Consider the following 24,895-nt stretch of genomic DNA (forward strand, 5'->3'; position numbering starts at 1 on the left):
GCCGCCACCTCGACCAGCGTGGCTGCCGCCACCCCGACCCGTACGGCTGCCGCCACCCCGGCCACCGGGCAGGCGGGCGCCCCGGCCGTCTTCGCGGTGCGCGACCTGTGGAAGGTCTTCGGACCGAAGGCCGACCGGATTCCCGGCAGCCCCGAAGCCGACCTGCCGGCCGCCGAGTTGCGCGAGCGCACCGGCTGCACGGCGGCCGTGCGCGGCGTGAGCTTCGACGTCCGCAAGGGCGAGGTGTTCGTCGTGATGGGCCTGTCCGGATCGGGCAAGTCCACGCTGGTGCGCTGCCTGACCCGGCTGATCGAGCCGACCAGCGGCAGCGTGGACATCGACGGCGAGTCCGTGCTCGCCATGGACCGTTCCCGGCTGCGCGAACTGCGCCGGCACCGGGCCGCCATGGTCTTCCAGCACTTCGGCCTGTTGCCGCACCGCACGGTGCTCGACAACGTCGCGTACGGCCTTGAGGTGCAGGGCCTGGGCAAGGCGCGGCGGCGCGCGAAGGCCGCCGAGATGGTGGCCAAGGTCGGCCTGACCGGCCTGGAGCACCGCCGGCCCGGCCAACTCTCCGGCGGCCAGCAGCAGCGCGTGGGCCTGGCCCGCGCGCTGGCGGTCGACCCCGAGGTGCTGCTGTTCGACGAGCCGTTCAGCGCGCTCGACCCGTTGATCCGGCGCGACATGCAGGAGGAGGTCATCCGCCTGCACCGCGACGAGGGTCGCACCATGGTCTTCATCACCCACGACCTGAGCGAGGCGCTGCGCCTGGGCACCCGCATCGCGCTGATGCGCGACGGTCGGATCGTGCAACTCGGCACGCCCGAAGAGATCGTGGGCTCTCCGGCGGACGCGTACGTACGGGACTTCGTCCGCGACGTGCCCCGCGAGCAGGTGCTCACCGTCCGCCGCGCGATGCGCCCGGTCCGCCCCGGCGAGGCCGACCAGGGTCCCGCGTTGGCGCCGGGCGCCACCGTCGCGCAGGCCATCGAGGCCGTGGCCCGCTCCGGCGGCCCGGCCCGCGTGATGGACGCCGGCCGCTGCCTCGGCGTGGTCGACCACGCCCGCCTGCTCGATGTCGTCGCCGGGCTGGACGAGCCGGCCACCGCCACCGCTCCCGGCGTCCCGGCCCCCATCCCCGGCCCCGCAGCGCCGGCCGCCACCCACGCGGACGGCCCGGCCACCACCCGCGCGGACGACCCGACCGCCCCTACCCCGGTCGATCCGCCCGCCACGACCACGGACGCCCCAACGCCCGACCCGACCACCGGCCAGTCCCCCGACCAGAACCCCGTGCCGGCCCCCGAACCCCCGGGCGACGGCACCGAATCCGCCGCGGCGGCCGGCACGGGGGGCCGCGGATGAGCGCCGCCACCCCGCCCGCCACCGGCCAGGGGTCCGCGCCCAGCGCCGACCCCGCCGCCACTCCGGCCGCCGACGCGCCGAGCACAGGCAGCACGGGCACCACAGACACCAAAGACATCACAGGCACCAGCACGGGAGCCCGCAAGCCCAAGCCCAAGGCCAAGCCCCACCCCGGGACCGCCCCCGCCGGGGGCGACGGCGGCGGCCAGAGCCGCCTCCGCGCGCTGCTGCGCCACCGTGGCCTGCACAAGCTCGCGGTGCTCGCCGTGCTGGCCGCCGTGCTGGTGCCGATCGCGCACGCCAAGTGGTCCAGCGGGAGCTGGCCCGAGGCGCTGACCGTCGACCTGACGGACCCGCTGACCGACACCAACGACTGGATCATCGACAACCGCGACAGCCACCCGCTGTTCCTCTACTTCTTCGGGCACATCAGCAACGGCATCGTGGCCTCGGTACGCGGCGTCTACCTGGTGCTGCTCGCCCTCGGCTGGACCGGCGTCACCGCCGCCGCGACGCTGGTCGCCTGGCGCACCGCGGGCGCGCGGACCGCGCTGACCAGCGCCGTCTCGTTCGCGGTGTGCGGGTTGCTCGGCATGTGGGTGCCGACCATGCAGACGCTCGCGCTGATGGTCGTCGCGGTCGCGCTGTCCGTCGTGGTCGGCGGGTTGCTGGGGCTGGCCGGCGGGCTGTTCGAGCGGGCCTTCCGGGTGCTGCGCCCGGTGCTCGACACCATGCAGGTGCTGCCGGCGTTCGCGTACCTGCTGCCCGTCGTCCTGGTCTTCGGGATCGGCGTGCCGGGTGCGGTGCTGGCCACCGTCATCTACGCGGCCCCGCCCATGGCCCGGCTCACCGCGCTCGGGCTGCGCGGCGCCGACCCCGGCGTCCTTGAGGCCGTCGACTCGCTGGGCGCCAGCCGCTGGCAGCGCCTGGTGACCGCCCGGCTGCCGCTGGCCCGCAGGGAGCTGCTCCTCGGCCTCAACCAGACGATCATGATGGCGCTCTCGATGGCCGTGATCGCGTCCATGATCGGCGGCGGCGGCCTCGGTGACCGGGTCTACCAGGCGCTGTCGTCGGTCGACGTCGGGGCCGCGCTGGCCGCCGGCATCCCGATCGTGCTGCTGGCCGTCGTCCTGGACCGGACGACCGCCGCCGCGGGCGAGCACTCCCACGCCCCGGCCGCCCCGCGCTGGCTGCGCGGCCTGGACGGCTGGGCCGTCGCCGCGACCCTGGTCGCGGGCCAACTCGCCGACTCGCTGACGTGGCCGAGGAGTTGGACGGTGGAGATCGCCGAGCCCGTCAACGACGCCGTCGACTGGATGACCGACCACCTCTACTCGGGCGTCCCGGTCGTCGGCGGCACCGCCGACTGGGCCGGCCACTTCACCTCCTGGGTGCTCGACCCGCTGCGCGACGGCCTGCAGGGCCTGCCGTGGTGGTCGGCGCTGCTGATCGTCGCCGCCCTCGCCTGGCTGATCGGCACCTGGGGCACGGCCCTGACCGCCACCCTGGCGATGGCCGCCGTCGGGGTGCTCGGCGTGTGGGACGAGTCGATGAACACCCTCTCCCAGGTTCTGGCCGCCGTCGCCGTCACGCTCGTCATCGGCTTCGCGATCGGCATCGCGGCGGCCCGCAGCGAGCGCCTGGAGCGGCTGTTGCGTCCGGTGCTCGACGTGTTCCAGACGATGCCGCAGTTCGTGTACCTGATCCCGGTGGTCGCGCTGTTCGGCGTAGGGCGCGCCCCGGCCGCTGCCGCCGCCATCGTCTACGCGCTCCCCGCGGTGGTGCGCATCACCACCCAGGGGCTGCGCCAGGTGGACCCGGCGGCCCTGGAGGCCGCCCGCTCCCTCGGCGCGAGCCGTGGCCAGCAACTGCGCCAGGTGCAACTCCCGGTCGCCAGGCCCGCGCTGCTGCTCGCGGTCAACCAGGGCGTCGTCCTGGTGCTGGCCGTGGTCATCATCGGCTCGCTGGTGGATGGCGGCGGCCTCGGCTACGAGGTGCTGTTCGGCCTGGCCCAGGGCGACCTGGCCACCGGCCTCGTCGCGGGCGCGGCCATCGTCTGCCTGGGCCTGATGCTCGACCGCGTGACGCAGCCGACGGCGCGCCGCGCCCGGAAGGGAGCCTGACATGGCCATCCGTACGCCAAACTCCCGCACCCCGCGCGCCCACCCGGCCGCCTCCCGCCGGTCCGCCGCGCCCGCGCGCGGGAGGCGCCGGCTCGGTGGGCGGGCGCGCACGGTCGGCGCGCTCGCCGCGGTGGCGTCGCTGCTGACCCTCACCGGCTGCGGCAAGGCCGACATGACCAAGCAGTCGTCCCCGTACGCGAACGTGTCCGGCGCGAAGACCGTCACCCTCTCCGTCCAGTCCTGGGTGGGCGCGCAGGGCAACGTGGCGGTCGCCGCGTATCTGCTGGAGCACGAGCTGGGCTACCGCGTGGACACCGTGCAGGTGGACGAGGTGCCGGCCTGGGACGCGCTCAGCCAGGGCCGGGTGGACGCGATCCTGGAGGACTGGGGCCACCCGGAGCAGGAGCGGCGGTACGTCGAGGAGAAGAAGACCATCGCGCGCGGCGGCGACCTCGGCGTCCAGGGCCACATCGGCTGGTGGGTGCCGAAGTACTTCGCCGACGCGCACCCGGACGTCACCGACTGGAAGAACCTCAACAAGTACGCGCACCGGTTGCGCACGGCCGAGAGCGGCAAGAAGGGTCAACTCCTCGACGGCTCGCCGTCCTACGTCACCCACGACAAGGCGCTGGTGAAGAACCTGGGCCTGGACTACCAGGTGGTCTTCGCGGGGTCCGAGGCGGCGCAGATCACCCAGATCAAGCAGTTCGCCAAGGAGAAGAAGCCGTTCCTGACCTACTGGTACGAGCCGCAGTGGCTGTTCAACGAGGTGCCGATGGTCGAGGTGAAGCTGCCCGAGTACACCGAGGAGTGCGCCACCCGGGGCACCGAGGACCCGGCCTCCGTCGACTGCGCCTACCCGACGACCCCGCTGCAGAAGTACCTGAACGCGGACTTCGCGGACAAGGGCGGCGACGCGGCCCGGTTCCTCAGGAAGTTCCACTGGTCGAAGGAGCACCAGAACGACGTCTCGGAGATGATCGCCTCCCAGGGCCTGTCGGCCGACGAGGCCGCCGAGCGCTGGGTCAAGGCCAACCCGGAGGTGTGGAAGCGGTGGCTCCCGTAACTCTTCCGTCCTCTTCCTGCACCGGCGCCACCGCGGCCGGGTAGGCGCGCCGGACAGCGAACGCGGAAAAGGGCCGCCGAAATGCCAGGCATTCCGGCGGCCCGCCGCGGTGCCCCCGTGCGCCGCGGTTTCCCCCGTACGGCCGGCCGTCCGACAGGCGGTCCGGCACCCCCGTTGCGCCAGGCCGCCGATGAAGCGGCCGGGCTTTCCCCCGTGCGCCGCGCCCCGAGCAGGCGGCGCGGTTCCCCCCGTGTCGCCGTGCCACCCCCGTGGTGGCGCGGCCCCCCGTGTGCCCCGTCGCCCCCGTGCGACGTGGCTCCCCCGTCACGCCGCGGCCCGTGGACCGCGACGCTCCGTACCACCGGGCCCGCGGGCCCCGGCGTCGTGCACCGGGCTCCCGCGCGGCCTGGCCCCGATGGGCCAGCCCGCGGGTGGCGAGGCGCCCGCCACGCCCCGCTGCCCGGCGATCCGGCCGGTGAGGTGGCCCCCGTCGTACGCACGTCCCCCGTCGTACGCGTCCCACCCCACCGGCCCGCTCTGTGGGCCTCCGCCACGGATGGACCGTGGCGGAGGCCAGGGGCGCCAGAACCCCCGTGTCCGGCGCTCCCGATCAGGGGCTACGCGCTGGGCTGGGCCGAGCGCAGTCGCTCGGCGTGGCCGCGCAGCGCTTCCATCGCCTCGTGGAACAGCCCGGGCCCGAAGGTGATCCGGGCCGCTCCCAGCTCGCCGATCTCGGCCAGGGACGGGCCGCCGGGCATGGCGGCCATGTTCAGCGGCGCGCCGACGCCCTGGGACAGCTCCGTGACCAACTCGACCGGAGCCAGCAGCGGGTAGATCACGTCCGCGCCCGCCGCGACGTACATCCTGGCCCGCTCGATGGCCGCCGCCGCGCTGGTGTCGCCGCGCAGGAAGGTGTCCACCCGGGCGTTGATCACCAGCCGGTCGCCGGCCTCCTGGCGCACCTGTGCCAGCCAGTCGGCGTGCTGCCGGGCGTCCTTGAGCTGGCCCGTCGCCAGGTCGGTGTCCTCCAGGTTGCAGCCCACCACGCCCGCTTCGAGCAGCCGCTCCACCAACTCGGCCGGGGCCAGGCCGTAGCCGTCCTCGACGTCGGCCGACACCGGGATGTCCACCACCCGGGTGATGCGGGTGATCGCCGCGAACATCTCGTCGACCGGCGTGCCGCCGCCGTCCTCGTAGCCGAGCGAGGCCGCGATGCCCGCGCTCGGCGTCGCCAGCGCCGGGAAGCCGGCGTCGGCGAAGATCCGCGCGCTGGCCGCGTCCCAGGGACCGGGAAGGATCAGCGGGTCGGCCGGCGCCCGACCGTGGTGCAGGGCCAGGAACGCCTTGGCCGTGTTCTCAGCGTTGTCAGCGTCGGCGGCGTGAGCGGCGTTGCCGTTCTCAGCGGTGTCCGCTGTGTCGTCAGGGTGGGTGGGGGGCATCACAGCTCCTCGGAGGGCGGTTTACCGGGGGACATCCGCGTGGTCACGCTGATCCGGTTCCACGCGTTGATCGTGATGATCAGGCTGACGAGTTGGGCGAGTTCGGCGGCCTCGAAATGCTCGGCCGCCCGGTCGTAGACCGCGTCCGGTACGAACCCGTCGGTGAGGACGGTCACCGCCTCGGTCAGCGCGAGCGCTGCCTGTTCCTTGGCGGTGAAGTACGTCGGCGACTCCTCCCACGCGTTGAGCAGGTATATCCGCTCCTCGCTCTCCCCTTCCGTCCGCGCGTCCCGGGTGTACATCGTGATGCAGAAGGCACAGTGGTTGATCTGCGACGCGCGAATCTTCACCAGCTCGATCAGGGCGGGGTCGAGACCCCGTCTGGCCGCCGCGTCAAGATTGATCATGGCCTTGTAGAACTCGGGCGCGAGGGTGGGCAGTGCCATCCTCGGCTCCCGTCTACGGGCCGTTTCGCTCGTCGCCATGGCCCTCACGCTACGGCGGCACTAGCCCAGGGGTATGGTCCATTTCCATGGCAGATTCTTGGGCCACTGAGACGCCGTCCGATGAGGCCGCCGACTTCGCCGTCGGCAGCGACCTCCACCTGGAGCTGAGCCGAACGGGAGGTGTCCGGGCGTCGCTGATGAGCGCGCTGCGGGACGCCGTACGATCCGGCCGGCTCGCCCCCGGCACCCGCCTGCCCTCCTCCCGCACCCTCGCCACCGACCTGGGCATCGCCCGCAACACGGTCGCCGACGCGTACGCCGAACTCGTCGCCGAGGGCTGGCTCACCGCCCGCCAGGGCTCCGGGACGCGCGTGGCCGAGCGCGCCGTCGCCCCCGAGACCCGCATCGAACCCCCGACCCCGGTACGCCGCCCGCCCCCGCGCCCCGCGCCCGCCCCCACCCCGGTCTACGACCTGATGCCCGGCTCGCCCGACGTCTCGTCCTTCCCGCGCGCCGCCTGGCTGACCGCCGCCCGCAAGGCCATCACCCACGCGCCCAACGACGCCTTCGGCTACGGCACGCACGTCGCCGGTCGCCCCGAACTGCGCCGGGCGCTCGCCGACTACCTCGCCCGCGCCCGGGGCGTACGCGCGGCGCCCGAGCGCATCCTCATCTGCTCGGGCCTGTCCGAGGGACTGCGCCTGGTCGGCGAGGTGCTCGGCGACACCGCGCGGCTGCCCGGCGCCACGCCCGGCGCCGACCTGGTGGCGGTCGAGTCCTTCGGCCTGGACATCCACCGCGACCTGCTCACCGGCTGCGGGCTGCGCACCGTGGCCGTCGGCTTCGACGAACACGGCCCGCGCACCGAGGAGTTGGCGAGCACGGGGGCCAGGGCGGCGCTGATGACGCCGGCCCACCAGTTCCCGTTCGGCGTCTCGCTGCCGCCCGACCGGCGCGCGGCCACCGTCAAGTGGGCGGTGGAGACCGGCGGCGTGCTCCTGGAGGACGACTACGACGGCGAGTTCCGCTACGACGGGCAGCGGGTCGGCGCCGTGCAGGGCCTGGACCCCGAACACGTCGTCTACATGGGCACCGTCAGCAAGAGCCTGTCGCCCGCGCTGCGGCTCGGCTGGCTGGTGCTGCCCGAGCGGCTGTTCGCGGCCGTCGCCGAACTCAAGCGCCGCCCCGGCTCCCAGACCAGCGGCCTGGACCAGCTCACGCTGGCGGAGTTCATCACCTCGGGGGCGTACGACCGGCACGTACGCGGCATGCGCCAGCGCTACCAGCGCCGCCGCGACCAACTCGTGGCCGCCCTGGCCGAGCGCGCCCCGCACGTCAAGGTCAGCGGCATAGCGGCCGGCCTGCACGCGGTCCTCGAACTCCCGCCGGGCACCGAGCAGTCGGTGATCAACGGCGCGGCCTGGCAGGGCCTGGCCCTGGAGGGCCTGCGCCGCTACCGGCTCGGCGCGGGCACCGGCGGCGACGCCGCCCCGCGCGACGACGTCATCGGCGACGCCCTGGTCGTCGGCTACGGCACCCCGCCCGACCACGCGTACGCCGGCGCGCTGGACGCCCTGTGTCGGGCGCTGCCGTAACGAGGCCCCCGCGCGGGCCCGCGGCTTTCGCGGCGGGCCCGCCTCCTCGTGAGGTGAGTGAGCGGAGCGAGCTGAGTGAGCTGAGTGAGGTGAGAGAGCTGACTGTCCGGCTCTCGCTGGTCGGCCGGTTGTCCTAGCTGCCCTAGCTGTCCTAGCTGCCCTGGGCGTCCTCGCCGGCCGAGGCCAGCACGGCGCGGAGCTGCTCAAGGCCCCAGTCCAGGTCCTCCTTGCTGACCACCAGCGGCGGGGCGATCCGAATGGTGCTGCCGTGGGTGTCCTTGACCAGCACGCCGCGGGCCATCAGCCGCTCGGAGACCTCGCGGCCCGTGCCGAGCGCCGGGTCGATGTCCACGCCGGCCCACAGGCCGCGCCCGCGCACCTCGCGCACCGCGCCGCCGCCGGTCAGCGCCGCCAGCTCGCGGTGCAGGTGCTCGCCGAGTTCGGTGGCCCGCTGCTGGTACTCGCCGCCGCGCAGCATGTCGATCACCTCGAGGGCGACGGCGCAGGCCAGCGGGTTGCCGCCGAAGGTGGAGCCGTGCTCGCCCGGGCGGTAGACGCCCAGCACGTCGCGGTCGGCGACCACGGCGGAGACCGGCACCACGCCGCCGCCGAGCGCCTTGCCCAGCACGTACACGTCCGGAACCACGTCCTCGTGGTCGCAGGCGAAGGTCCTGCCGGTGCGCCCGAGCCCCGACTGGATCTCGTCCGCGATGAACAGCACGTTCCTCTCCCGGGTCAGCTCCCGCACGCCCGGCAGGTAGCCGGCCGGCGGCACCAGCACGCCCGCCTCACCCTGGATCGGCTCGATCAGCACAGCGACGGTGTGCTCGTCCACCGCCGCCTCCAGGGCGGCCAGGTCGCCGTACGGGACGATCTCGAAGCCGGGCGTGTACGGACCGAAGTCGGCCCGCGCGTCCGGGTCGGTGGAGAAGCTGACGATGGTCGTGGTGCGGCCGTGGAAGTTGTCGGCCGCGACCACGATCTTGGCCTGCCCGTCCGGCACGCCCTTGACCTGGTAGCCCCACTTGCGGGCCGTCTTGACCGCGGTCTCGATGGCCTCGGCGCCGGTGTTCATCGGCAGCACCATCTCCTTGCCACACAGCGCGGCAAGCTCCGTGCAGAAGTCGGCGAACCTGTCGTGGTGGAACGCCCTCGACGTCAGCGTGACCCGCTCCAACTGGGCCTTGGCGGCGTCGATGAGGCGGCGGTTGCCGTGTCCGAAGTTGAGCGCGGAGTATCCGGCGAGCATGTCGAGGTAGCGGCGCCCCTCGACATCGGTCACCCAGGCGCCGTCCGCGGCGGCGACGACGACGGGCAGCGGGTGGTAGTTGTGCGCGCTGTGCGCCTCTGCTGCGGCGATGCTGCGTTCACTAGCGGTCACGTGCGCTCCATCCTTACGGAGTCGGGGCGGGCTCAGCCTTCTTTCTATCGTTGCCCGGGGGGAATGCGAAGAAAAATTGCGTAGCCAACCGTGTGGGCCCCGCGCTTCCGCGCCCCGCCGACGCCGTGTCGGCGGGTCGCCGGCCTGTCGCCGTGCGTGGTCGTCCCGTGCCGCGCGCGTGCCGTGCGCGCTGGCGCGCGCCGGCGCCTGCCTCGCGCGCGGCGGCAGGGTGCTGCCAACCGCCCCCCAGTCTTCGACCGGGGGCCGTGATCGCGCCGCGTACCTGAGAGAATGGATGCCATGGCCCACGACCGTCCCCGCGCGCTCTCCGGTATCCAGCCCACTGCGGGCTCCTTCCACCTCGGGAACTACCTAGGCGCGATCCGTCAGTACGTCGCCTTGCAGGAAACCCACGACGCCTTCTACATGGTGGTCGACCTCCACGCGATCACGGTCCCGCAGGACCCGCGGGAACTGCGCGCCAACACCCGGGTCGCCGCCGCGCAACTGCTGGCGGCCGGACTGGACCCGGACCGGTGCACACTCTTCGTCCAGAGCCACGTGCCCGAGCACGCGCAGCTCGGCTGGGTGATGAACTGCCTCACCGGCTTCGGCGAGGCGTCCCGCATGACGCAGTTCAAGGACAAGTCGGCCAAGCAGGGTGCCGACCGGACGACCGTGGGCCTCTTCACGTACCCGGTCCTGCAGGTAGCCGACATCCTCCTCTACCAGGCCGACCAGGTCCCGGTCGGCGAGGACCAGCGCCAGCACATCGAGCTGACCCGGGACCTCGCGGAGCGGTTCAACAGCCGCTACGGCCACGCCTTCACGGTGCCCTCGGCGCACATCGTCAAGGAGACCGGCAAGATCTACGACCTGCAGGACCCGTCGATCAAGATGAGCAAGTCGGCGTCCACGCCGAAGGGCATCATCAGCCTGCTGGACGAGCCCAAGGTCTCCGCGAAGAAGATCAAGAGCGCGGTGACGGACCTGGACACCGTCATCCGCTTCGACGAGGAGAACAAGCCCGGCGTGAGCAACCTGCTCACCATCTACGCGACCCTCACCGGCACCAGCATCGCTGACCTGGAACGCAAGTACGAGGGCAAGGGCTACGGCGCGCTGAAGACCGACCTTGCGGAGGTCATGGTCGACTGGGTCACACCGTTCCGCAGCCGCACCCAGGAATACCTGGACGACCCCGAGACGCTGGACAACATCCTGGCCAAGGGGGCCGAGAAGGCGCGGACCGTCGCGGCCGAGACCCTGGCCCTGGCGTACGACAAGGTGGGTCTGCTGCCCGCCAAGCACTGAGCGGCCACGCCCCGCCCGCCGGGCCGGCGGTGGCCCGGCGGCCCGGCGGCACCGTGGCCGGGTCCGGTTAGGCAGCGGACGGGGCATTGGTCCAGGCCGGTGGGGCCCGAGGAACCTAGCCGGGACGGCCGGGAAGCCGGCACACTGACACGGGCGCTCCACCGCCTGACAGGGACACGAGGTGTGCGGCGTGACGGACAGCTTGACCAGACAGTGGTGCGGAAGGGAGAACGCAGTGGGGACCGTAACGATCGGCGTTTCGATCGCGGTCCCGGAGCCGTACGGCAGCTTCCTCCAGGAGCGGCGCGCGGGCTTCGGGGACCCGGCCGCGCACGGCATCCCCACGCACGTCACGCTGTTGCCGCCCACCGTGGTGGACGCCGCGGCGCTGCCCGGCATCGAGCGCCACCTCGCGGAGGTCGCGGCCGGCTGGGGCCCCTTCCCGATGCGGCTGTCCGGGACGGACACCTTCCGCCCGCTCTCGCCGGTCGTCTTCGTGAAGATCGTGGAGGGCGCCGAGGACTGCACGGCGCTCCAGGAGCGCGTCCGAGCGGCGTCCGGGCCGTGCGCCCGCGAGCTGCAGTTCCCGTACCACCCCCACGTCACCATCGCGCACGGCATCTCCGAGGAGGCGATGGACCGCGCGTACGCCGAGCTCAAGGACTACGAGGCGGCGTGGACCATCGAGGGCTTCGCCTTGTACGAACAAGGCCAGGACGGCGTCTGGCGGTTGGAGCGCGAATACCCTTTCGGCTCGGCGGGAGGGCGGGGTCCGGGCCCGACCTTCCCGCGCCAGACGCAGCACGCGGACCATGACCGGGACGGGCGGGACCGCGCCCGGGGCCGGGACTCCGCTCGCGACCGGAGTCGGGGCCACGGTCCGGCGCGGAACGAACCGCTGAATGTGACCGAGTAAGAAAAGATTCCGCGACGCACTTTTAACCGGGTCTCAATAGCGGTAGGCTGTCCTCATGGACGGCCAACCGAGTCTTCGCGAGCGCAAGAAGCAGCGCACCTATCAGGCGATCTCCGACGCCGCGATCGCGCTCTTCCTCGAGCAGGGCTTCGACCAGGTCTCGGTGGCGGAGATCGCCGCCGCGGCCATGGTGTCCAAGCCCACGCTGTTCCGCTATTTCCCGACCAAGGAAGACCTCGCGCTCTACCGCTTCGCGGACCACGAGGGCGAGGCCAGCCGCGTGGTCCGCGACCGAGCCCCCGAGCAGAGCCCCCTCCAGGCGCTGCACGCGCACTTCCGCGCCGGCCTCGACCGCCGCGACCCGGTCACGGGCCTGTGCGACGACAGCGAGGTCCTCGCCTTCCACCGCCTGCTGTACGGCACCCCGAGCCTGGTGGCGCGGCTGTACGCGTACACGACGCGGTCCGAGGAGGCCCTGGCCCGCACGCTGTACGAGGCGGCGCACGCCCCCGAGGCGGCGCTCCACCCGGCCGACACCCCGCCGGCCGAGGCTCCGCCGGTCGATGTTCCGCCGGCTGAGGCGGCCCCGGCCGACGCGCACGGGCCCGGCGCCGGAGCGGCCCCGGGCCCGCTCGGCGGCCCTGGCCTGCCGGGCGCCGGAGCCGGCCTGCCGGGCCCTGAGGAGCCCACCGGACTGGAGGCGCTGACGGCCCGCCTCACCGCCAGCCAGGTCATAGCGGCGCAGCGCATTCTGGCGCTCGACAACTGGCGCCGGATAGCCGACGGGGAGAGCGCCGACGAGGTCTATCCGTCGGCCGTCACCGCCGCCGACCACGCCTTCTCCGTGCTCGGCTCCCACCTCTGAGCGAGGAGGCCAGCGCCCCTGACGGGCGCCCCGCCCCACCCTGGGCTGACCGCTGACCGCTGACCGCTGACCGCTGACCGCTGACCGCTGACCGCTGACCGCTGACCGCGCGTCGGGGGCTGCGACGGAGGCCGGGGGCCGTGGGTCGGGGGCCGTGGGCGCGCTGGCGCGGGGCCGGGCGCGAGGCGTGGGCTTGGCGTGCTTCGGCCTGCTGCCTCGGGCTCCGGCCTCGTTCAGAGGAGCTGGCCGCCCGCTGACCACCCGCCTTCCGCCACTCAGCCCGTGGGGCCGCGCCCCGCCGCATACCGCCACTCCACCGTCCGCCCCGCTCGGCGCGCGCCGAGCGGCGATGCGCGCTGCTCGCGAGCGCGCCCGCCGAGCCGGCCCGCCCGCCACTCCCACGCGAAAGGTGTACCGAGATGACCTCACGACCCCACGGCGTGGCCGCCGACGCGCCGCATCGGCCTTCGGCCTCGGCTTCCCCGAACCAGCCGCCCTCGGCTGAGCCTTCCCCGACCGAGCAGGGACCGCCGCCGGGACCGCCCCGGGCTACCCCGCGCCCACCGGCTCCCCGTCCCGACGACCCGGGCGGGAGTTCCGGCGGCGGCCCGGGTGATGGCCCGAGCGGCGGTTCCGGCGGCGGCCCGGGCGGGGGTGCCGGCGGTGAACCGGACGCAGGGCTGGCCGCCGAGCGGGCGCACGTCGGCGCGTGCCGGGCCACGCTGGCCCGCATGGTCGAGTCGGCCCGGCGGCAGGTGTCGCTCGGGGAGGACGTCTCCGGCGACGGCGCGAGCGCCGAGGTGCTCGGCCGCTACCTGCGCGGCTACGCCCGGCAGTTGGCACAGGAGCCGGAGGCCCCGCTGTTCTTCGGGCGCCTCGACTTCGACACCGCCCCCACCACCGGAGACCACCGCGGCCAGCGCTACTACATCGGCCGCCGGCACATCGCGGCCGACGCCACCGCGACGCCCATGGTGATCGACTGGCGCGCACCCGTCTCCCGCGTCTTCTACCAGGCGTCCCCGCGCGCCCCGCAGGGCGTCGCGGTACGCCGCAGGTTCGGCTGGGCCCCCGCCAGCCGGGGCGAGCCGGGCGACCTCACCAGCCTGGAGGACGAGCGACTCGGCGCGGCGACCACGGCGGCGGGCCGGGACGAGGAGGCCGCGGCGGCCGGGGCCGGCAGCCGGATCGTGGCCGCGGAGATCGAGCGCCCCCGGGTGGGCCCGATGCGGGACATCGTCGCCACCATCCAACCCGAACAAGACGACCTGGTACGGGGCGCGTTGGCGGAATCGGTGTGCGTACAGGGCGCTCCCGGCACGGGCAAGACGGCCGTCGGCCTGCACCGCGCCGCCTACCTGCTCTACACCTACCCCCAACGCATCCAGCGCGGCGGCCTGTTGGTCGTCGGACCCAACCGCACCTTCCTGCGCTACATCGCCGAGGTGCTGCCCGCGCTCGGTGAGATCGACGTCCGCCAGTGCACCGCGGACGACCTCATCGACCGCTTCCCGGTGCGTGGCGAGGACACCCCGGACGTCGCCGCCGTCAAGCACGACCCCCGCATGGCCGAGGTTCTCGCGCGCGCCCTGTACCGGCGCGTGCGCCCACCGAGCGAGTCCCTGGCCATCCCGGACGGCACCTACCGCTGGCGGGTGGACGCCGACGAACTCGCCGAGATCGTCGCCCAGGTCCGGGAGCAGGCGCCGCCCTACGCCACGGGTCGCGACTGGGTGCTCTCGCGCACCATGGAACTCGTCCGCCGCCAGGTCGAGCGGCGCGCGGGCCCGCCGCCCCAGGAGTGGGTGCGGCGCATGAGCCGCTCCCGCGCCGTCAAGGCGTTCCTGGACGCCGCCTGGCCCGTGGCGCGGCCCGAGGAGGTCGTCGCCGAACTGCTGAGTGCCCCCGACGCGATCCAAGCGGCTTCGGACGGGCTGCTCTCGCCCGCCGAACAGGCCGCGCTGTGCTGGGCCAAGCCGCCCCGCTCGGCCAAGAGCGCCCGTTGGTCGGCGGCGGACCTGGTGCTCATCGACGAGGTGGCGGGCCTGATCGAGCGCCCGGGCAGCTTCGGCCACGTGGTGGTGGACGAGGCGCAGGACCTGTCACCCATGCAGTGCAGGGTGCTGGCCCGGCGCAGCGACTTCGGTTCCCTGACCGTGCTGGGCGACCTGGCCCAGGGCACCACGCCCTGGGCGGCGCGGAGCTGGCCGGAGCACCTCGCGCACCTGGGCAAGCCGAACGCGACGGTCGCCCCGCTCACGACCGGTTTCCGGGTGCCGGCCGCCATCGTGGCCGTGGCGAACGCCCTGCTGCCGCACCTGGAGACCTGGGTGCCGCCCGCCCGCTCGCTGCGAAGCGAGGGAGAGCTGCACGTCCACCCCGTGGCCGACGCCCTGGCCGGCACGGTGGCGGCGGTGCGCGCGGCGCGGCGCGCGGCCGGTTCCATCGGGGTGATAGCCGCCGACGCCGCCGTGCCCGAGGTGCGCCGGGCCCTGGCGGAGGCGGGCATCGCCACGGCCGAGCCAGACGAGGCCGACCCGGCGCGGCGGGTGACGGTGCTGCCCGCGTCCCTGGCCAAGGGCCTGGAGTACGACCAGGTGGTCGCCGTGGAGCCGGCGGCGATCGTGGCGGCCGAACCGCGCGGGCTGCACCGGCTGTACGTGGTGCTCACTCGGGCGGTGTCGGGGCTGCGCATCGTGCACTCCCGCCCGCTGCCGCCGGCCCTGGGCACGCTGCGGGCCCAGCCCGGAGCCGAACCGTCGACCGGAGGGGGATAGCGCCCGCGGCCACGGGGAAAGCGCAGCCCAAACAGGGGGCGCGCGGACGGCCCCCGAGGAGGACCGACGACCACCGGGCAGGCCGGACCAGACGGGGCGGGAGGAACGGGCGGACCAGACGAGCCAGATGAGCCAGGCATAACGGGCTGACCGGCAAAGGAATGAATATGCAGGTAAGGGTAGAAAAAGGCTCATGGACTGGTTGACCCGACTGCCGTGGATCGGCCCGATCGTGGCGCGGCTGATGCGTACGCACGCGTGGCGCACGTACGAGACCCTGGAGCGGGTTCACTGGACGCGGCTGGCCGCCGCCATCACCTTCATCAGCTTCCTCGCGCTGTTTCCGCTGATCACGGTGGGGGCGGCGATCGGTGCCGCGGTACTCAGCGACGCCAGCATGCGCGAACTGGAGGAGAGGCTGGCCGCCCAGGTGCCGGGCATCTCGGGCCAGCTCGACCTCAGCGGGCTGGTGGAGAACGCGGCCACGGTCGGGGTCCTGGCGGGTGCGGCGCTGCTGTTCACCGGCATCGGCTGGGTCGGCTCGCTGCGCGAGTGCCTGCGGGCCGTGTGGGAGCTGGACGACGAACACGACAACGTGGTGGCGCGCAAGCTCAAGGACGGCGGCATTCTGCTGGGCCTCGGTGGGGTGGCCCTCGGCTCGTTCGCCGTCTCCACGTTCGCGGTCACCGCGGTGGGTTGGGCGGCATCGAAGCTGGACATCCCCGAGGACGGGGTGGGGAGCTGGCTGCTGCGGCTGGCCGCGTTCGCCGCCGCGGTCGGCGCCGACTTCCTGTTGCTGTGCTACGTCCTGACCTGGCTGCCGGGTGTCACCCCGCCCCGCCGCGCCGTCATCGTCGCCGCGCTCATCGGCGCGATCGGCTTCGAACTGCTGAAGTCGCTGCTGAGCGGCTACATACAGGGCGTGGCGGCGAAGAGCATGTACGGGGCGTTCGGCACGCCCATCGCACTGCTGCTGTGGATCAACTTCACGGCCAAGCTCGCGCTGTTCTGCGCGGGTTGGACGGCGACCCCGTCCAAGGCCCACGAGATACTCGCGCCCCCCGACGACCAGCCCGGGCCGACGGAATCGGAGCCCGGGCCGACCGAGAGGGACCCCGGGGCGGAGTGACGGGTCCGGTTGACGAAGGAGCCCTATGCCGGGCCCACGCACACGGGGCCCGCGCCCGCAGAAGCGGCGCACGCGCGAGCGACGCCGGCCGCCACGGATGCCGTACGGACGCGCGGCAACAAGACGGACGCCGGCGAGGCCGCGACCTCAGCGGACCCGGCCGGCGCGGCCGGCGCCCCGGCAGGGCGGCAGGAGCGCGAGCGGGAGGCCCGGGAAAGGCTGGGCCCCGGCAGCAGCTAGTGCTGTGACCGCGTAGGTGCGCCGGGTTGGTGGTCGTGGCGGCTGGATGTGCGGTGACGTCCATTCGACCGCTGGAGGCGCGGTGGCGGAGCCTGTCCGCGTGCGCAGACTGCCCGATCGTGAGGGGCAGAAGCTGGACAGATCGTGCGTCGGGGCAGTATGAGTTCGGTGCGCTACCGGCGGTGGCCACTGGGAATTCGGCGGTCGGCCGACTCACCGTGCGCTGGGGCAGCCGACATCGGTCACCGATTTGGTTCTGCTGTTCGGCGGGGTGTGACCGCATCGCGGTCAGGCAGAGGATGACGGCGACGGAACCTCTCCGAAGACCATGCGGTGCCCCCGGGCTGTGTCCATGTATTCGCGCACCCGGTGGATCAGCTCGTCCCGGAGCTCGAAAACGAAGCAGTAGTCGTTGGCGTAGTGGTTGCCGTTGGCCAGGGTCGCCGTCATGGTCTCCTCCACGACCACCCGCTCGCCGTCGGCGTGGAACGCGTGGAAGGTGACTGTGACGTCACGCGCGAACAAGCGGGGGAAATCCTCAGCGAGGAAGCGCACGATCGCCTTCCTGCCGACCATGTGGCTGGGGGCATCCAGCGCGATGGCAGTTGCGTTGCCTGGCGGCGCGAGCCACTCGGCATCCTCGGTGAAGACCGCGGAGATGCGGTCAGCGTCGTGGCTGGCGAACGCCTTCCAAGCGTTCTGGACGATGCTGCGGCTCTGCTGTGACATGCCCGCCGACCCTAGGCGAGCGCAGGCGAAGGGGCTGGCGATGTTTCGACAACACCTCCTGGGAACGCAAGACTGACGCCTCCGCATTGCGCAGTAGGCACCATTGCGCAGTACGCATCGCTCGGCTCGGGCGCGCGGTTGTCGCCTACCTCCGGGCCGACAGCGGGCAGCCAGGCGCCCCGTATCAACCCGTATCAGTCCGTATCAAGCAGCCGACTGCTTACAGGCGACAGGCGACAGGCGACAGGCGACCGGCGGGCAGGCAGGCAGCGTGCGGCGGTGGGGGACGCGGGCCGAGGTGCGGGGGCCGCCGTGGAGGGGCGGCCCCCGCGGGGTGGGCGTCAGGGGCGGGAGCGGCGGCGGACCATGTCGGGGAGGGGCCAGCGGCGGTGTACGGCGTAGGCGGCTGCCGCGAGGAGGGCCAGCGAACCGGCGGCGATACCAGCGGCCGTCCAGCCTCCGCCCCCCGCGCCGTCGCCGGCCGGGACGGCGGCGTTGGCCTGCTGGTGGCTGTTCTTGCCGCCGCCCGCTACCCCGTCCTTCTCGGCGGCCTCGGCGTCGGCCACTCCGTCGGGGCCCGGCGCGACCAACGTGCCCACCGGTTCGACGGCGTCGGCCGCCTTGAAGCCCCAGTCGAAGAGCTTGGCGGTCTCCCGGTAGACCTCGTTGTGCTCGTTCTTCGCGGGGTTCATGACGGTGACGAGCAACACCCGGTCGCCGCGTTCGGCGACGCCGGTGAAGGTGGCGCCGGCCTGCGTGGTGGAGCCGTTCTTGACCCCGGCGATGCCCTGGTACGGGTCCAGGTCGGTGTCGCCGGTGAGCAGCCGGTTGGTGTTCTGGATCTCGAAGTGCTCGCGCTTGGCCTTCTTCGTCTTCTTGTCCTTCTTCACCTCACCGGGGAACTTGGCCCGCGCGGTGGACGCGTACTCGCGGAAGTCCGCCTTGCGCAGCCCGGAGCGGGCGAAGAGGGTCAGGTCGTACGCGCTGCTGACCTGCCCCTTCTCGTCGTAGCCGTCCGGGCTGACGACGTGCGTGTCGCGCGCGTTCAGCTCGTCGGCGTGCGCCTGCATGTCGCGTACGGTCTGCGGCTTGCCGCCGTTCATGGCGGAGAGCACGTGCACGGCATCGTTGCCCGAGCGGAGGAAGACGCCGAGCCACAGGTCGTGCACGGAGTAGGTGTACTTCTCCTTGACCCCGACCAGACTGCTGCCCTCGCCCATGCCCGCCAGGTCGGACAGCTCGACCTTGTGGGTCTGGTCCTTGCGGAACTTCGGCAGCAGCGTGTCGGCGAAGAGCATCTTGAGCGTGCTGGCCGGGGGCAGCCGCCAGTGCGCGTTGTGCGCGGCCAGCACCTCGCCCGACTCGGCGTCCGAGACCATCCACGACCGCGCGGTGAGCCCCTTCGGCAGCGGCGGCGCGCCCGCCTTGAGACGCACCTGGGTGCCCGGTTTGCCCAGTTGGGTGCCGCCCACGGTGGACATCGCGGCCGGCGGCTTCGGCTCCTTCGGCTTGTCCTTCCCCGGCCGGTCATCGGCGAGCGCGGGGTGCGCGGTGGCGAGCAGGCACGAGGCCAGCAGCGCGGCGACCGCCGCGGAGCCCCCGCGCCCACGGGAGCGCGGGGGCGGGGGTGGGGCCTCGGCGGTGCGCTGAGCGCGGGGGGTACGCGAAGTACGGAAGGTCGTCGACACGGACGTGAACGTATCGGTAGCGGTACGGGGCGTCACCGGCGCCTCGGGAGAACGCGACCCTCCCGCCGGCTCCGTGGAGCGGTTCCGCATACTGGAAGCCATGAAGCTCAGCCGCCCCGTGTCCTGGTTCCTGCTCGCGTTCGGGGCGTGGAGCTGGTGCATTTGGTTCACCTTTGTAAAAAACCTCTGGAAAGACTCAAGCGGACTCGCCTTCGACGAGTCCGGCGACCCGACCACGTACTTCTGGGTCCATCTCGCGCTCGCGATCACCTCGTTTCTCTTGGGGACGGGGATCGGGGTGCTCGGGTTCCGTGGCGTGCGGGCCCTGCGGCGCGAAGGCGCCTCGACGTAACGGAAGGATGGGGGGATGGTCGCCGTCTTCGCGCTGGTCGCGCTGCTGATCGTCGCACTGCTGGGGGGCGTGCACTGGTACGTCTGGCGCCGCATGGTGCGCGATATCACTACGGCGGGCGGCTGGCCACGGCGCGTCGGCACCTGGGCGGTGATCGCCCTGCCGTTGCTCAGCGTCGGGGCTCTGGTCAGCGGGCGCGCGGGCGCCCCGTTCACCGTGCAGCGGGTGCTGGCCTGGCCGGGTTACCTGTGGTTGGCGACGCTGCTGTACCTGACCCTCGCCCTGGTCGTCGGTGAGGCGGTCCGGCCGCTCCTCCTGCGGGCCCTCGAACGGCGCGCGAGACGCACCCCGCCCCCGCCCTCCGCCGCCACGACCGCCTCGGCCACCACCACCTCCGCTGGTCCCCCCGCCGCGACCGGCTCCGCCACGGAGACCGTCACCGCCACCACTCGCGCGGGCACCACCACCGCACGCCCCACACCGACGCCCGCCGCGACCGCCACCAGCGGTGCCACCGCCACCACCGCCGCCACATCCACCTCATCCGGCACCGGCACCGCCACCGACCGTCCGAACGCCACGGACAGCCCGGACGCCACCTCGCCCACCACCGACACCCCGAGCACCGCCGGCAGCCCGCCCACCGCCACCACCCCGGAAACGGCCACCGCGAGCACCCCCACCGCCCCCGCCACGGCCACCGCGTCCGCCACGACGGCCGGCGCCACCCCGGACACCCCCACCCCGAACGCCGCCACCCCGGACACCCCCACCCCGGACGAGGCCACCCCGGCGCCGGCGGTGGCCCAGACCTCGCGGCGGCTGTTCGTCGCGCGGACCGTGGCCGCGGGGGCGGGGGCCGTCGCCGCCGCGACCGTGGGCTACGGCACGTACAGCGTCTTCCGTGGCCCGCGCGTCAAGCGGATCACCGTGCCGCTCGCCAAGCTGTCCCGGCAGGCGCACGGGTACCGGATCGCGGTGGTCAGCGACATCCACCTGGGTCCGATCCTGGGCCGGGCGCACACCCAGCGCGTGGTGGAGACGATCAACCGGGTCAACCCGGACCTGGTGGCCGTGGTCGGCGACCTGGTGGACGGCAGCGTGGCCGACCTCGGGCCCGCCGCCGAGCCGTTGCGGCACCTGCGGGCGCGGGACGGGTCGTTCTTCGTCACGGGCAACCACGAGTACTTCTCCGGCGCCGACGCGTGGGTGGACCACGTGCGCGAGCTGGGCCTGCGCCCGTTGGAGAACGAGCGCACCGAACTGCCCGGCTTCGACCTTGCCGGGGTCAACGACGTGGCGGGCGAGGACGAGGGCAAGGGCCCCGACTTCGGCCAGGCGCTCGGGGACCGGGACCGGGGCCGCGCGGCCGTGCTGCTCGCGCACCAGCCCGTGGTCATCCACGACGCCGTGCGGCACGGCGTGGACCTCCAGCTCTCCGGCCACACCCACGGCGGGCAGCTCTGGCCCGGCAACTACCTCGCGGAGCTGGCCAACCCCACGGTCGCGGGGCTTGAGCGGTACGGCGACACCCAGCTCTACGTCTCGCGCGGCGCGGGCGCGTGGGGCCCGCCGGTGCGCGTGGGCGCGCCGCCGGACATCACGGTCGTCCAACTCGCTTCGCTCCACGCCTAAAGCGGTCGCCCCGCATTTCGCCGCACGCCCGATCGGACGGCTTACTTCCCTTCCTTTCTCCCGCTCCTCTCCCGCCTCGACGCATTGGTCTGGGCCTTTTACGTACCGCGCTGCCGCACCCGTACCACACGCCCGTATCCCACACTCCGCACCGTGGCAGCCCGCGCCACAATCGCCCCACACCGCGTCCACTTCGCAAACCGGCATCGCACCACAACCGCAAGGACTTTCGTTTATCGGGCCGCCGCCGGCAGGGAAATGGCGGCGGTTCGGGAGATCTGTTGGCCGCCGCCGAGCGACTTGCCCTCTTTGTGGTGCGGATCGGCCCCTCTTTCTCCCCGGAACGGCGAAGAGCCTCCTTTGCCCGCCTCTTCCGGTATCTCCGTGAAACGCTACGCCGAGAGGCGAGCGGAAAGACCCTTTCCGGGGTCGGGCCGCTTACCGGTGCGTGGCAGCCGCACCGTACGCATGCGTAAAGTGGTCAAATCCCCGACTGGAAAAGAAGGTTGCTAGCGCATGCGTCAGCCGTGTGATTGGGTGAAGCGCATTGTTGAGCGGGGAACAGGTTGCGGGTTTGTCGCATGCGCCTGCGATTTTCTCCCCGGGTTGTGAAGTGCCGGAGGGGGCGCGGGATGCGATGGGTCGGCAAGCGATGTCTTGCTCTGGGGTGGGCGCTGGGTGCCGTGGTGACCGGTTGGGGCGTGAGCGGCTGTGACGTCCTGTCCTCGTCGGACGACGACGAGCCGATCACGGTGGGCACGGCCGACCCGGTGACCACGCTCGACCCGGCGGGCGCGTACGACGCGGGCTCCTGGGGTCTGTACAGCAACGTCTTCCAGTCGCTGCTGACCTTCCGGACCGAGAGCCCGAAGCCGGTGCCGGACGCGGCGAAGAGATGCGACTTCGCCGGCGAGGAACTGCGTACGTACATCTGCGAGCTGCGCCCCGGCCTGCGCTTCGCCGGTGGGCGCGACATCACGGCGGAGGACGTGAAGTTCTCCTTCGACCGGATCGTCGCCATCAACGACCCGCGCGGCCCGATGTCGCTGCTGACCAGCCTCAAGTCGGTGGAGACCCAGGGCGACGACAAGGTGATCTTCCACCTCAGGACGGCCGACGCGACGTTCCCGTACAAGATCGCGACCGGCGCCGGCTCCATCGTGGACCGGGAGAAGTACAGCCCCGACAAGCTGAGCACCAGCGAGGACGTGACGGGGTCCGGGCCGTACGTGCTCAGGAAGTACGAGCCCGAGAAAATAGCCGAGCTGCGCCCCAACGGCGATTACCAGGGCGCCATAAAGGACACCGGAAAGCCCGTCACGGTCCGCTACTTCGCGGATTCCGAGGCCCTGCGGGACGCTTGGAAGAAGAAGGACGTGGACGTCGCCGCGCGACAGTTGCCGGCCGCCTACGTGCGTTCGCTTTCCGCGACCGACCCCGCCGTGAAGGTGATGGAAAACCCGGGCGCCACCACCGGCAATCTGGTCTTCAACGTGCGCGAGGGATCGGCGCTGAAGAACCCCGCCGCGCGCCGGGCCATTGCCGCCGCCATCGACCGGGGCGAGATCATCCGCAAGGCACACAGCCGCACCGTCGACCCGCTCTACTCGCTCATCCCGAAGGGTGTCACCGGCCACAACACCGCCTTCTACGACTCCTACCCGAAGCCCAGCACCGACGAGGCCCGCCAACTCCTCCAGGCGGCCGGCATTTCCACCCCGGTCAGCTTCCGCATGGCGTACGCGCCGGGCTCGGCGGGCAAGGCCGAAGGCGAGGAAATCAAGGCGCAACTGGAGAGGACGGGCCTATTCAAGGTCTCGTTCAAGCAGTACAAGTGGGACGAGTTCCAGCGCGGCTTCAACAAGGGCGACTACGACGCGTACGGAATCATCTGGTATCCGGACTTCCTCGACGCCGACACCTTCATCAGCCCGCTGGTGGGGGAACAGTCCACGTTGCACAACGGCTATCGCAGCGACCGGGTGCGGGCCCTGATCCGCGACACCCAGAAAACCCCGCAGCGGGAACGCGTGGTGTGGGACTTCCGGGAGATCCAGCGGCTGATCGCCCACGACGTGCCGGTGCTGCCGCTGTGGCAGGGCAAGGACATCGTGGTCAGCAGGGACGGGATCGCCGGCACCCAGTTCCTCTCCGAGGGCACCGGCATGTGGCGGCTGTGGGAGCTGGACCGCATCTGACCACCACGCCGGGCCGGCCCCGTCCACGGGCGGCCCGGCCAGTGGGGGACTTCCAGCGGCTCCCGCGCGGAGCGCTCAGAGCGCCTGGTCAGAGCGCCTGCTCAGAGCCCGTGCTCAGAGTCCGTGCCGGGTCAGGAAGTCCGTGATCAGCTCGGCCCACTCCGCCGGTGCCTCCACCATGGGCAGGTGCCCCGTGGCCAGCTCGGCGTACTCGGCCCCCGCGATGTTCTCGGCCAGCGGGCGCGAGTGGTCCGGGGAGACCAGCAGGTCCGCGGTCGTGGCGATGACCAGCGTGGGCACGGTGATGCGCGGCAGGTCGGCCGTGGTGTCCACGTCCAGTACCAACGCCGCCTGGTCCGGCGCGCCGGGCGGCACGGAGGCGGCGATGTCGTCGAGCAACGGGTCCAGTGCGTCGGCCGCTAGGCCCTCGTACGTCGCGGGGGCGAACGCGGTCAGCGCCACCAGTTCCGCGAAGGCCCGCCGGTCGCTCAGGGCCAGCAGCCGGCGCCAGAGCGCGAGCGTGGTCCGCAGCCGGTTGTCGGCCCTGGTCAGCCCCGCCGTGAGCACCAGGCCGCGCACCCGCTCCGGGTGCCGGGTAGCGGCCCGTACGGCGACCGCCGTGCCGAGCGAGTAGCCGACCAGCGTGAACGTCTCCACGCCGGCCCCGACCGCCTCCGCCACCAGCGCGTCGGCCAACCCGTCCAGGGTCAGCGGCGCGCCGGCGCGCGGCGTGTCCCCGGAGCCCGGGTAGTCGGGCGCCACGACGGTGTGGCCCGCGGCCAGCGTCGGCAGGATGGGCACGTAGTTGCCCTCGATGCTGCCGCCGGCCCCGTGCGCGAGCAGTACCCCGGGACCCGAGCCGGTGACCCGGGTGGCCAACGGACCGACGGGCGCGGCCGGGGCGGGAGCGGTAACGGGGCCGGGGGCGGGACGCCCGGGCGCGGCGGAAGCAGCCGCGTCAGTGGCGGACGCGAGAGACGAGGAGGGGGACAGGGCCGGGTGCGCGGTGCTGGCCGCGGGAATCTGTGCCATGGCCGGTAGGTTGCCCTTTGACATCGGTGTGAAGGTCAAGTCGAAACGGAAGGACGGCCGGGCGGGATGCTGATCGGCGAGCTGGCACGGCGCACGGGCGTCAGCACGAGGCTGCTGCGCTACTACGAGGAGCAGGGCCTGCTCCGCTCCGAACGGGACAGCAACGGCTACCGCCGCTACGCCCCGGAGGCCGTGGAGCGGGTGCGCCGGGTCCGCGAACTGCTGGCCACGGGGCTGAACACGGACGCGATCCGCACGGTGCTGCCCTGCACGCACAGCGCGGGCCCCGGCGTACGCGACTGCGCGCACTTCACCGACATCGTGGACGGCCAGCTCTCGAAGCTGGACGACGACATAGCCGAGCTCCAGCGCCGCCGCGCCGCCCTTACCGACTACGCGGCCCTCTCCGACCTCCCCACTCCGGCCCCCGCCCCGAACCCGACACCGGGCCCGGGCCCCTCCTCCGCCACCCCCTCCAGCATCGCGAGCTGACCCGGCGCCCGCCCCGGGCCCGGCCCACCGGCCCGCGCCCGGCCCCCCACCCGTAGCAGCGCCACCCGCACAGCACGAGGGCCCCGTACCGGCCAACAGCCGGTACGGGGCCC

At 73.0% G+C, this 24,895-nt stretch carries 19 protein-coding genes; 13 read left to right on the plus strand and 6 right to left on the minus strand.

From position 1 onward, the window contains the following. The first annotated feature begins 18 nt into the window (after positions 1-18). The 3 genes from H7H31_RS21075 to H7H31_RS21085 are packed head-to-tail and all read left to right on the plus strand — an operon-like array spanning position 19 to position 4,554. Positions 19-1,365: a quaternary amine ABC transporter ATP-binding protein gene (locus H7H31_RS21075; RefSeq protein ID WP_187118264.1), complete on the plus strand. Its 1,347-nt coding sequence runs from the start codon at positions 19-21 to the stop codon at positions 1,363-1,365. Then, positions 1,362-3,488 carry an ABC transporter permease gene (locus tag H7H31_RS21080; RefSeq protein ID WP_232109990.1) on the plus strand — a complete coding sequence of 709 codons (2,127 nt, stop codon included), beginning with the start codon at positions 1,362-1,364 and terminating at the stop codon, positions 3,486-3,488. Before H7H31_RS21075 ends, H7H31_RS21080 begins: the two co-directional genes overlap by 4 nt. 1 nt (position 3,489) lies before the next feature. After that, complete coding sequence (locus H7H31_RS21085; RefSeq protein WP_187059962.1) at positions 3,490-4,554, plus strand: ABC transporter substrate-binding protein; 1,065 nt, start codon at positions 3,490-3,492, stop codon at positions 4,552-4,554. A 617-nt stretch (positions 4,555-5,171) separates the two neighbouring features. Here H7H31_RS21085 and H7H31_RS21090 read toward each other — a convergent pair. After that, positions 5,172-5,993, minus strand: a complete 822-nt coding sequence (locus tag H7H31_RS21090; protein ID WP_187059675.1) for an isocitrate lyase/PEP mutase family protein — start codon at positions 5,991-5,993, stop codon at positions 5,172-5,174. Continuing rightward, on the minus strand, positions 5,993-6,439 hold the full coding sequence (locus H7H31_RS21095) for a carboxymuconolactone decarboxylase family protein (RefSeq protein WP_232109991.1): 447 nt from the start codon (positions 6,437-6,439) through the stop codon (positions 5,993-5,995). Before H7H31_RS21095 ends, H7H31_RS21090 begins: the two co-directional genes overlap by 1 nt. Before the next feature lie 86 nt (positions 6,440-6,525). Between H7H31_RS21095 and pdxR the strand changes: the two genes are divergently transcribed. Next, positions 6,526-8,034: a MocR-like pyridoxine biosynthesis transcription factor PdxR gene (gene pdxR, locus H7H31_RS21100; protein ID WP_187118001.1), complete on the plus strand. Its 1,509-nt coding sequence runs from the start codon at positions 6,526-6,528 to the stop codon at positions 8,032-8,034. Positions 8,035-8,185: 151 nt separating this feature from the next. Here the strand turns inward: pdxR and rocD are convergent, their stop codons facing one another. Further along, the gene (gene rocD, locus H7H31_RS21105) at positions 8,186-9,415 is read right to left on the minus strand and encodes an ornithine--oxo-acid transaminase (protein ID WP_187060475.1); all 1,230 of its coding nucleotides are present in this window, start codon (positions 9,413-9,415) and stop codon (positions 8,186-8,188) included. Between the two features lie 300 nt (positions 9,416-9,715). Between rocD and trpS the strand changes: the two genes are divergently transcribed. The 5 genes from trpS (at position 9,716) to H7H31_RS21130 (ending at position 16,416) form a co-directional block, all read left to right on the plus strand. Next, positions 9,716-10,729, plus strand: coding sequence for a tryptophan--tRNA ligase (gene trpS, locus H7H31_RS21110; RefSeq protein ID WP_187060476.1), 1,014 nt, complete (start codon positions 9,716-9,718; stop codon positions 10,727-10,729). Positions 10,730-10,964: 235 nt separating this feature from the next. Next, positions 10,965-11,645 (plus strand): 2'-5' RNA ligase family protein, encoded by a 681-nt coding sequence (locus H7H31_RS21115; RefSeq protein ID WP_187060477.1) that lies wholly within the window; start codon positions 10,965-10,967, stop codon positions 11,643-11,645. A 55-nt stretch (positions 11,646-11,700) separates the two neighbouring features. Then, positions 11,701-12,510 (plus strand): TetR/AcrR family transcriptional regulator, encoded by an 810-nt coding sequence (locus H7H31_RS34180; RefSeq protein ID WP_232109992.1) that lies wholly within the window; start codon positions 11,701-11,703, stop codon positions 12,508-12,510. 731 nt (positions 12,511-13,241) lie between these two features. After that, positions 13,242-15,287, plus strand: coding sequence for a HelD family protein (locus H7H31_RS21125; protein WP_232109993.1), 2,046 nt, complete (start codon positions 13,242-13,244; stop codon positions 15,285-15,287). Positions 15,288-15,480: 193 nt separating this feature from the next. After that, positions 15,481-16,416, plus strand: a complete 936-nt coding sequence (locus H7H31_RS21130) for a YihY/virulence factor BrkB family protein (RefSeq protein WP_187060352.1) — start codon at positions 15,481-15,483, stop codon at positions 16,414-16,416. Positions 16,417-16,944: 528 nt separating this feature from the next. Here H7H31_RS21130 and H7H31_RS21135 read toward each other — a convergent pair. Both H7H31_RS21135 and H7H31_RS21140 read right to left on the minus strand, forming a co-directional pair. Further along, positions 16,945-17,385: a nuclear transport factor 2 family protein gene (locus H7H31_RS21135; RefSeq protein WP_187060353.1), complete on the minus strand. Its 441-nt coding sequence runs from the start codon at positions 17,383-17,385 to the stop codon at positions 16,945-16,947. A gap of 341 nt (positions 17,386-17,726) precedes the next feature. Next, positions 17,727-19,235 carry a D-alanyl-D-alanine carboxypeptidase gene (locus H7H31_RS21140; protein ID WP_232109994.1) on the minus strand — a complete coding sequence of 503 codons (1,509 nt, stop codon included), beginning with the start codon at positions 19,233-19,235 and terminating at the stop codon, positions 17,727-17,729. Between H7H31_RS21140 and H7H31_RS34190 the strand changes: the two genes are divergently transcribed. The 3 genes from H7H31_RS34190 to H7H31_RS21150 all read left to right on the plus strand — a co-directional run bounded on the left by H7H31_RS34190 (position 19,174) and on the right by H7H31_RS21150 (position 23,258). After that, on the plus strand, positions 19,174-19,425 hold the full coding sequence (locus H7H31_RS34190) for an SCO4848 family membrane protein (RefSeq protein WP_232109995.1): 252 nt from the start codon (positions 19,174-19,176) through the stop codon (positions 19,423-19,425). The two genes, H7H31_RS21140 and H7H31_RS34190, sit on opposite strands and share 62 nt — an antisense overlap. A gap of 15 nt (positions 19,426-19,440) precedes the next feature. Continuing rightward, positions 19,441-21,060 carry a metallophosphoesterase gene (locus tag H7H31_RS21145; protein WP_187118002.1) on the plus strand — a complete coding sequence of 540 codons (1,620 nt, stop codon included), beginning with the start codon at positions 19,441-19,443 and terminating at the stop codon, positions 21,058-21,060. Between the two features lie 632 nt (positions 21,061-21,692). Further along, complete coding sequence (locus tag H7H31_RS21150) at positions 21,693-23,258, plus strand: ABC transporter substrate-binding protein (protein ID WP_187060219.1); 1,566 nt, start codon at positions 21,693-21,695, stop codon at positions 23,256-23,258. 114 nt (positions 23,259-23,372) lie between these two features. Here the strand turns inward: H7H31_RS21150 and H7H31_RS21155 are convergent, their stop codons facing one another. After that, positions 23,373-24,290: an alpha/beta fold hydrolase gene (locus tag H7H31_RS21155; protein ID WP_187060220.1), complete on the minus strand. Its 918-nt coding sequence runs from the start codon at positions 24,288-24,290 to the stop codon at positions 23,373-23,375. A gap of 66 nt (positions 24,291-24,356) precedes the next feature. On the opposite strand from H7H31_RS21155, the gene H7H31_RS21160 reads away from it, so the two are divergent. Beyond that, positions 24,357-24,782, plus strand: coding sequence for a MerR family transcriptional regulator (locus H7H31_RS21160; RefSeq protein WP_187118003.1), 426 nt, complete (start codon positions 24,357-24,359; stop codon positions 24,780-24,782). Positions 24,783-24,895 lie beyond the last annotated feature (113 nt).

Origin of the sequence: Streptomyces buecherae (assembly GCF_014295035.1) — a bacterium.
Taxonomy (GTDB): domain Bacteria; phylum Actinomycetota; class Actinomycetes; order Streptomycetales; family Streptomycetaceae; genus Streptomyces; species Streptomyces youssoufiensis.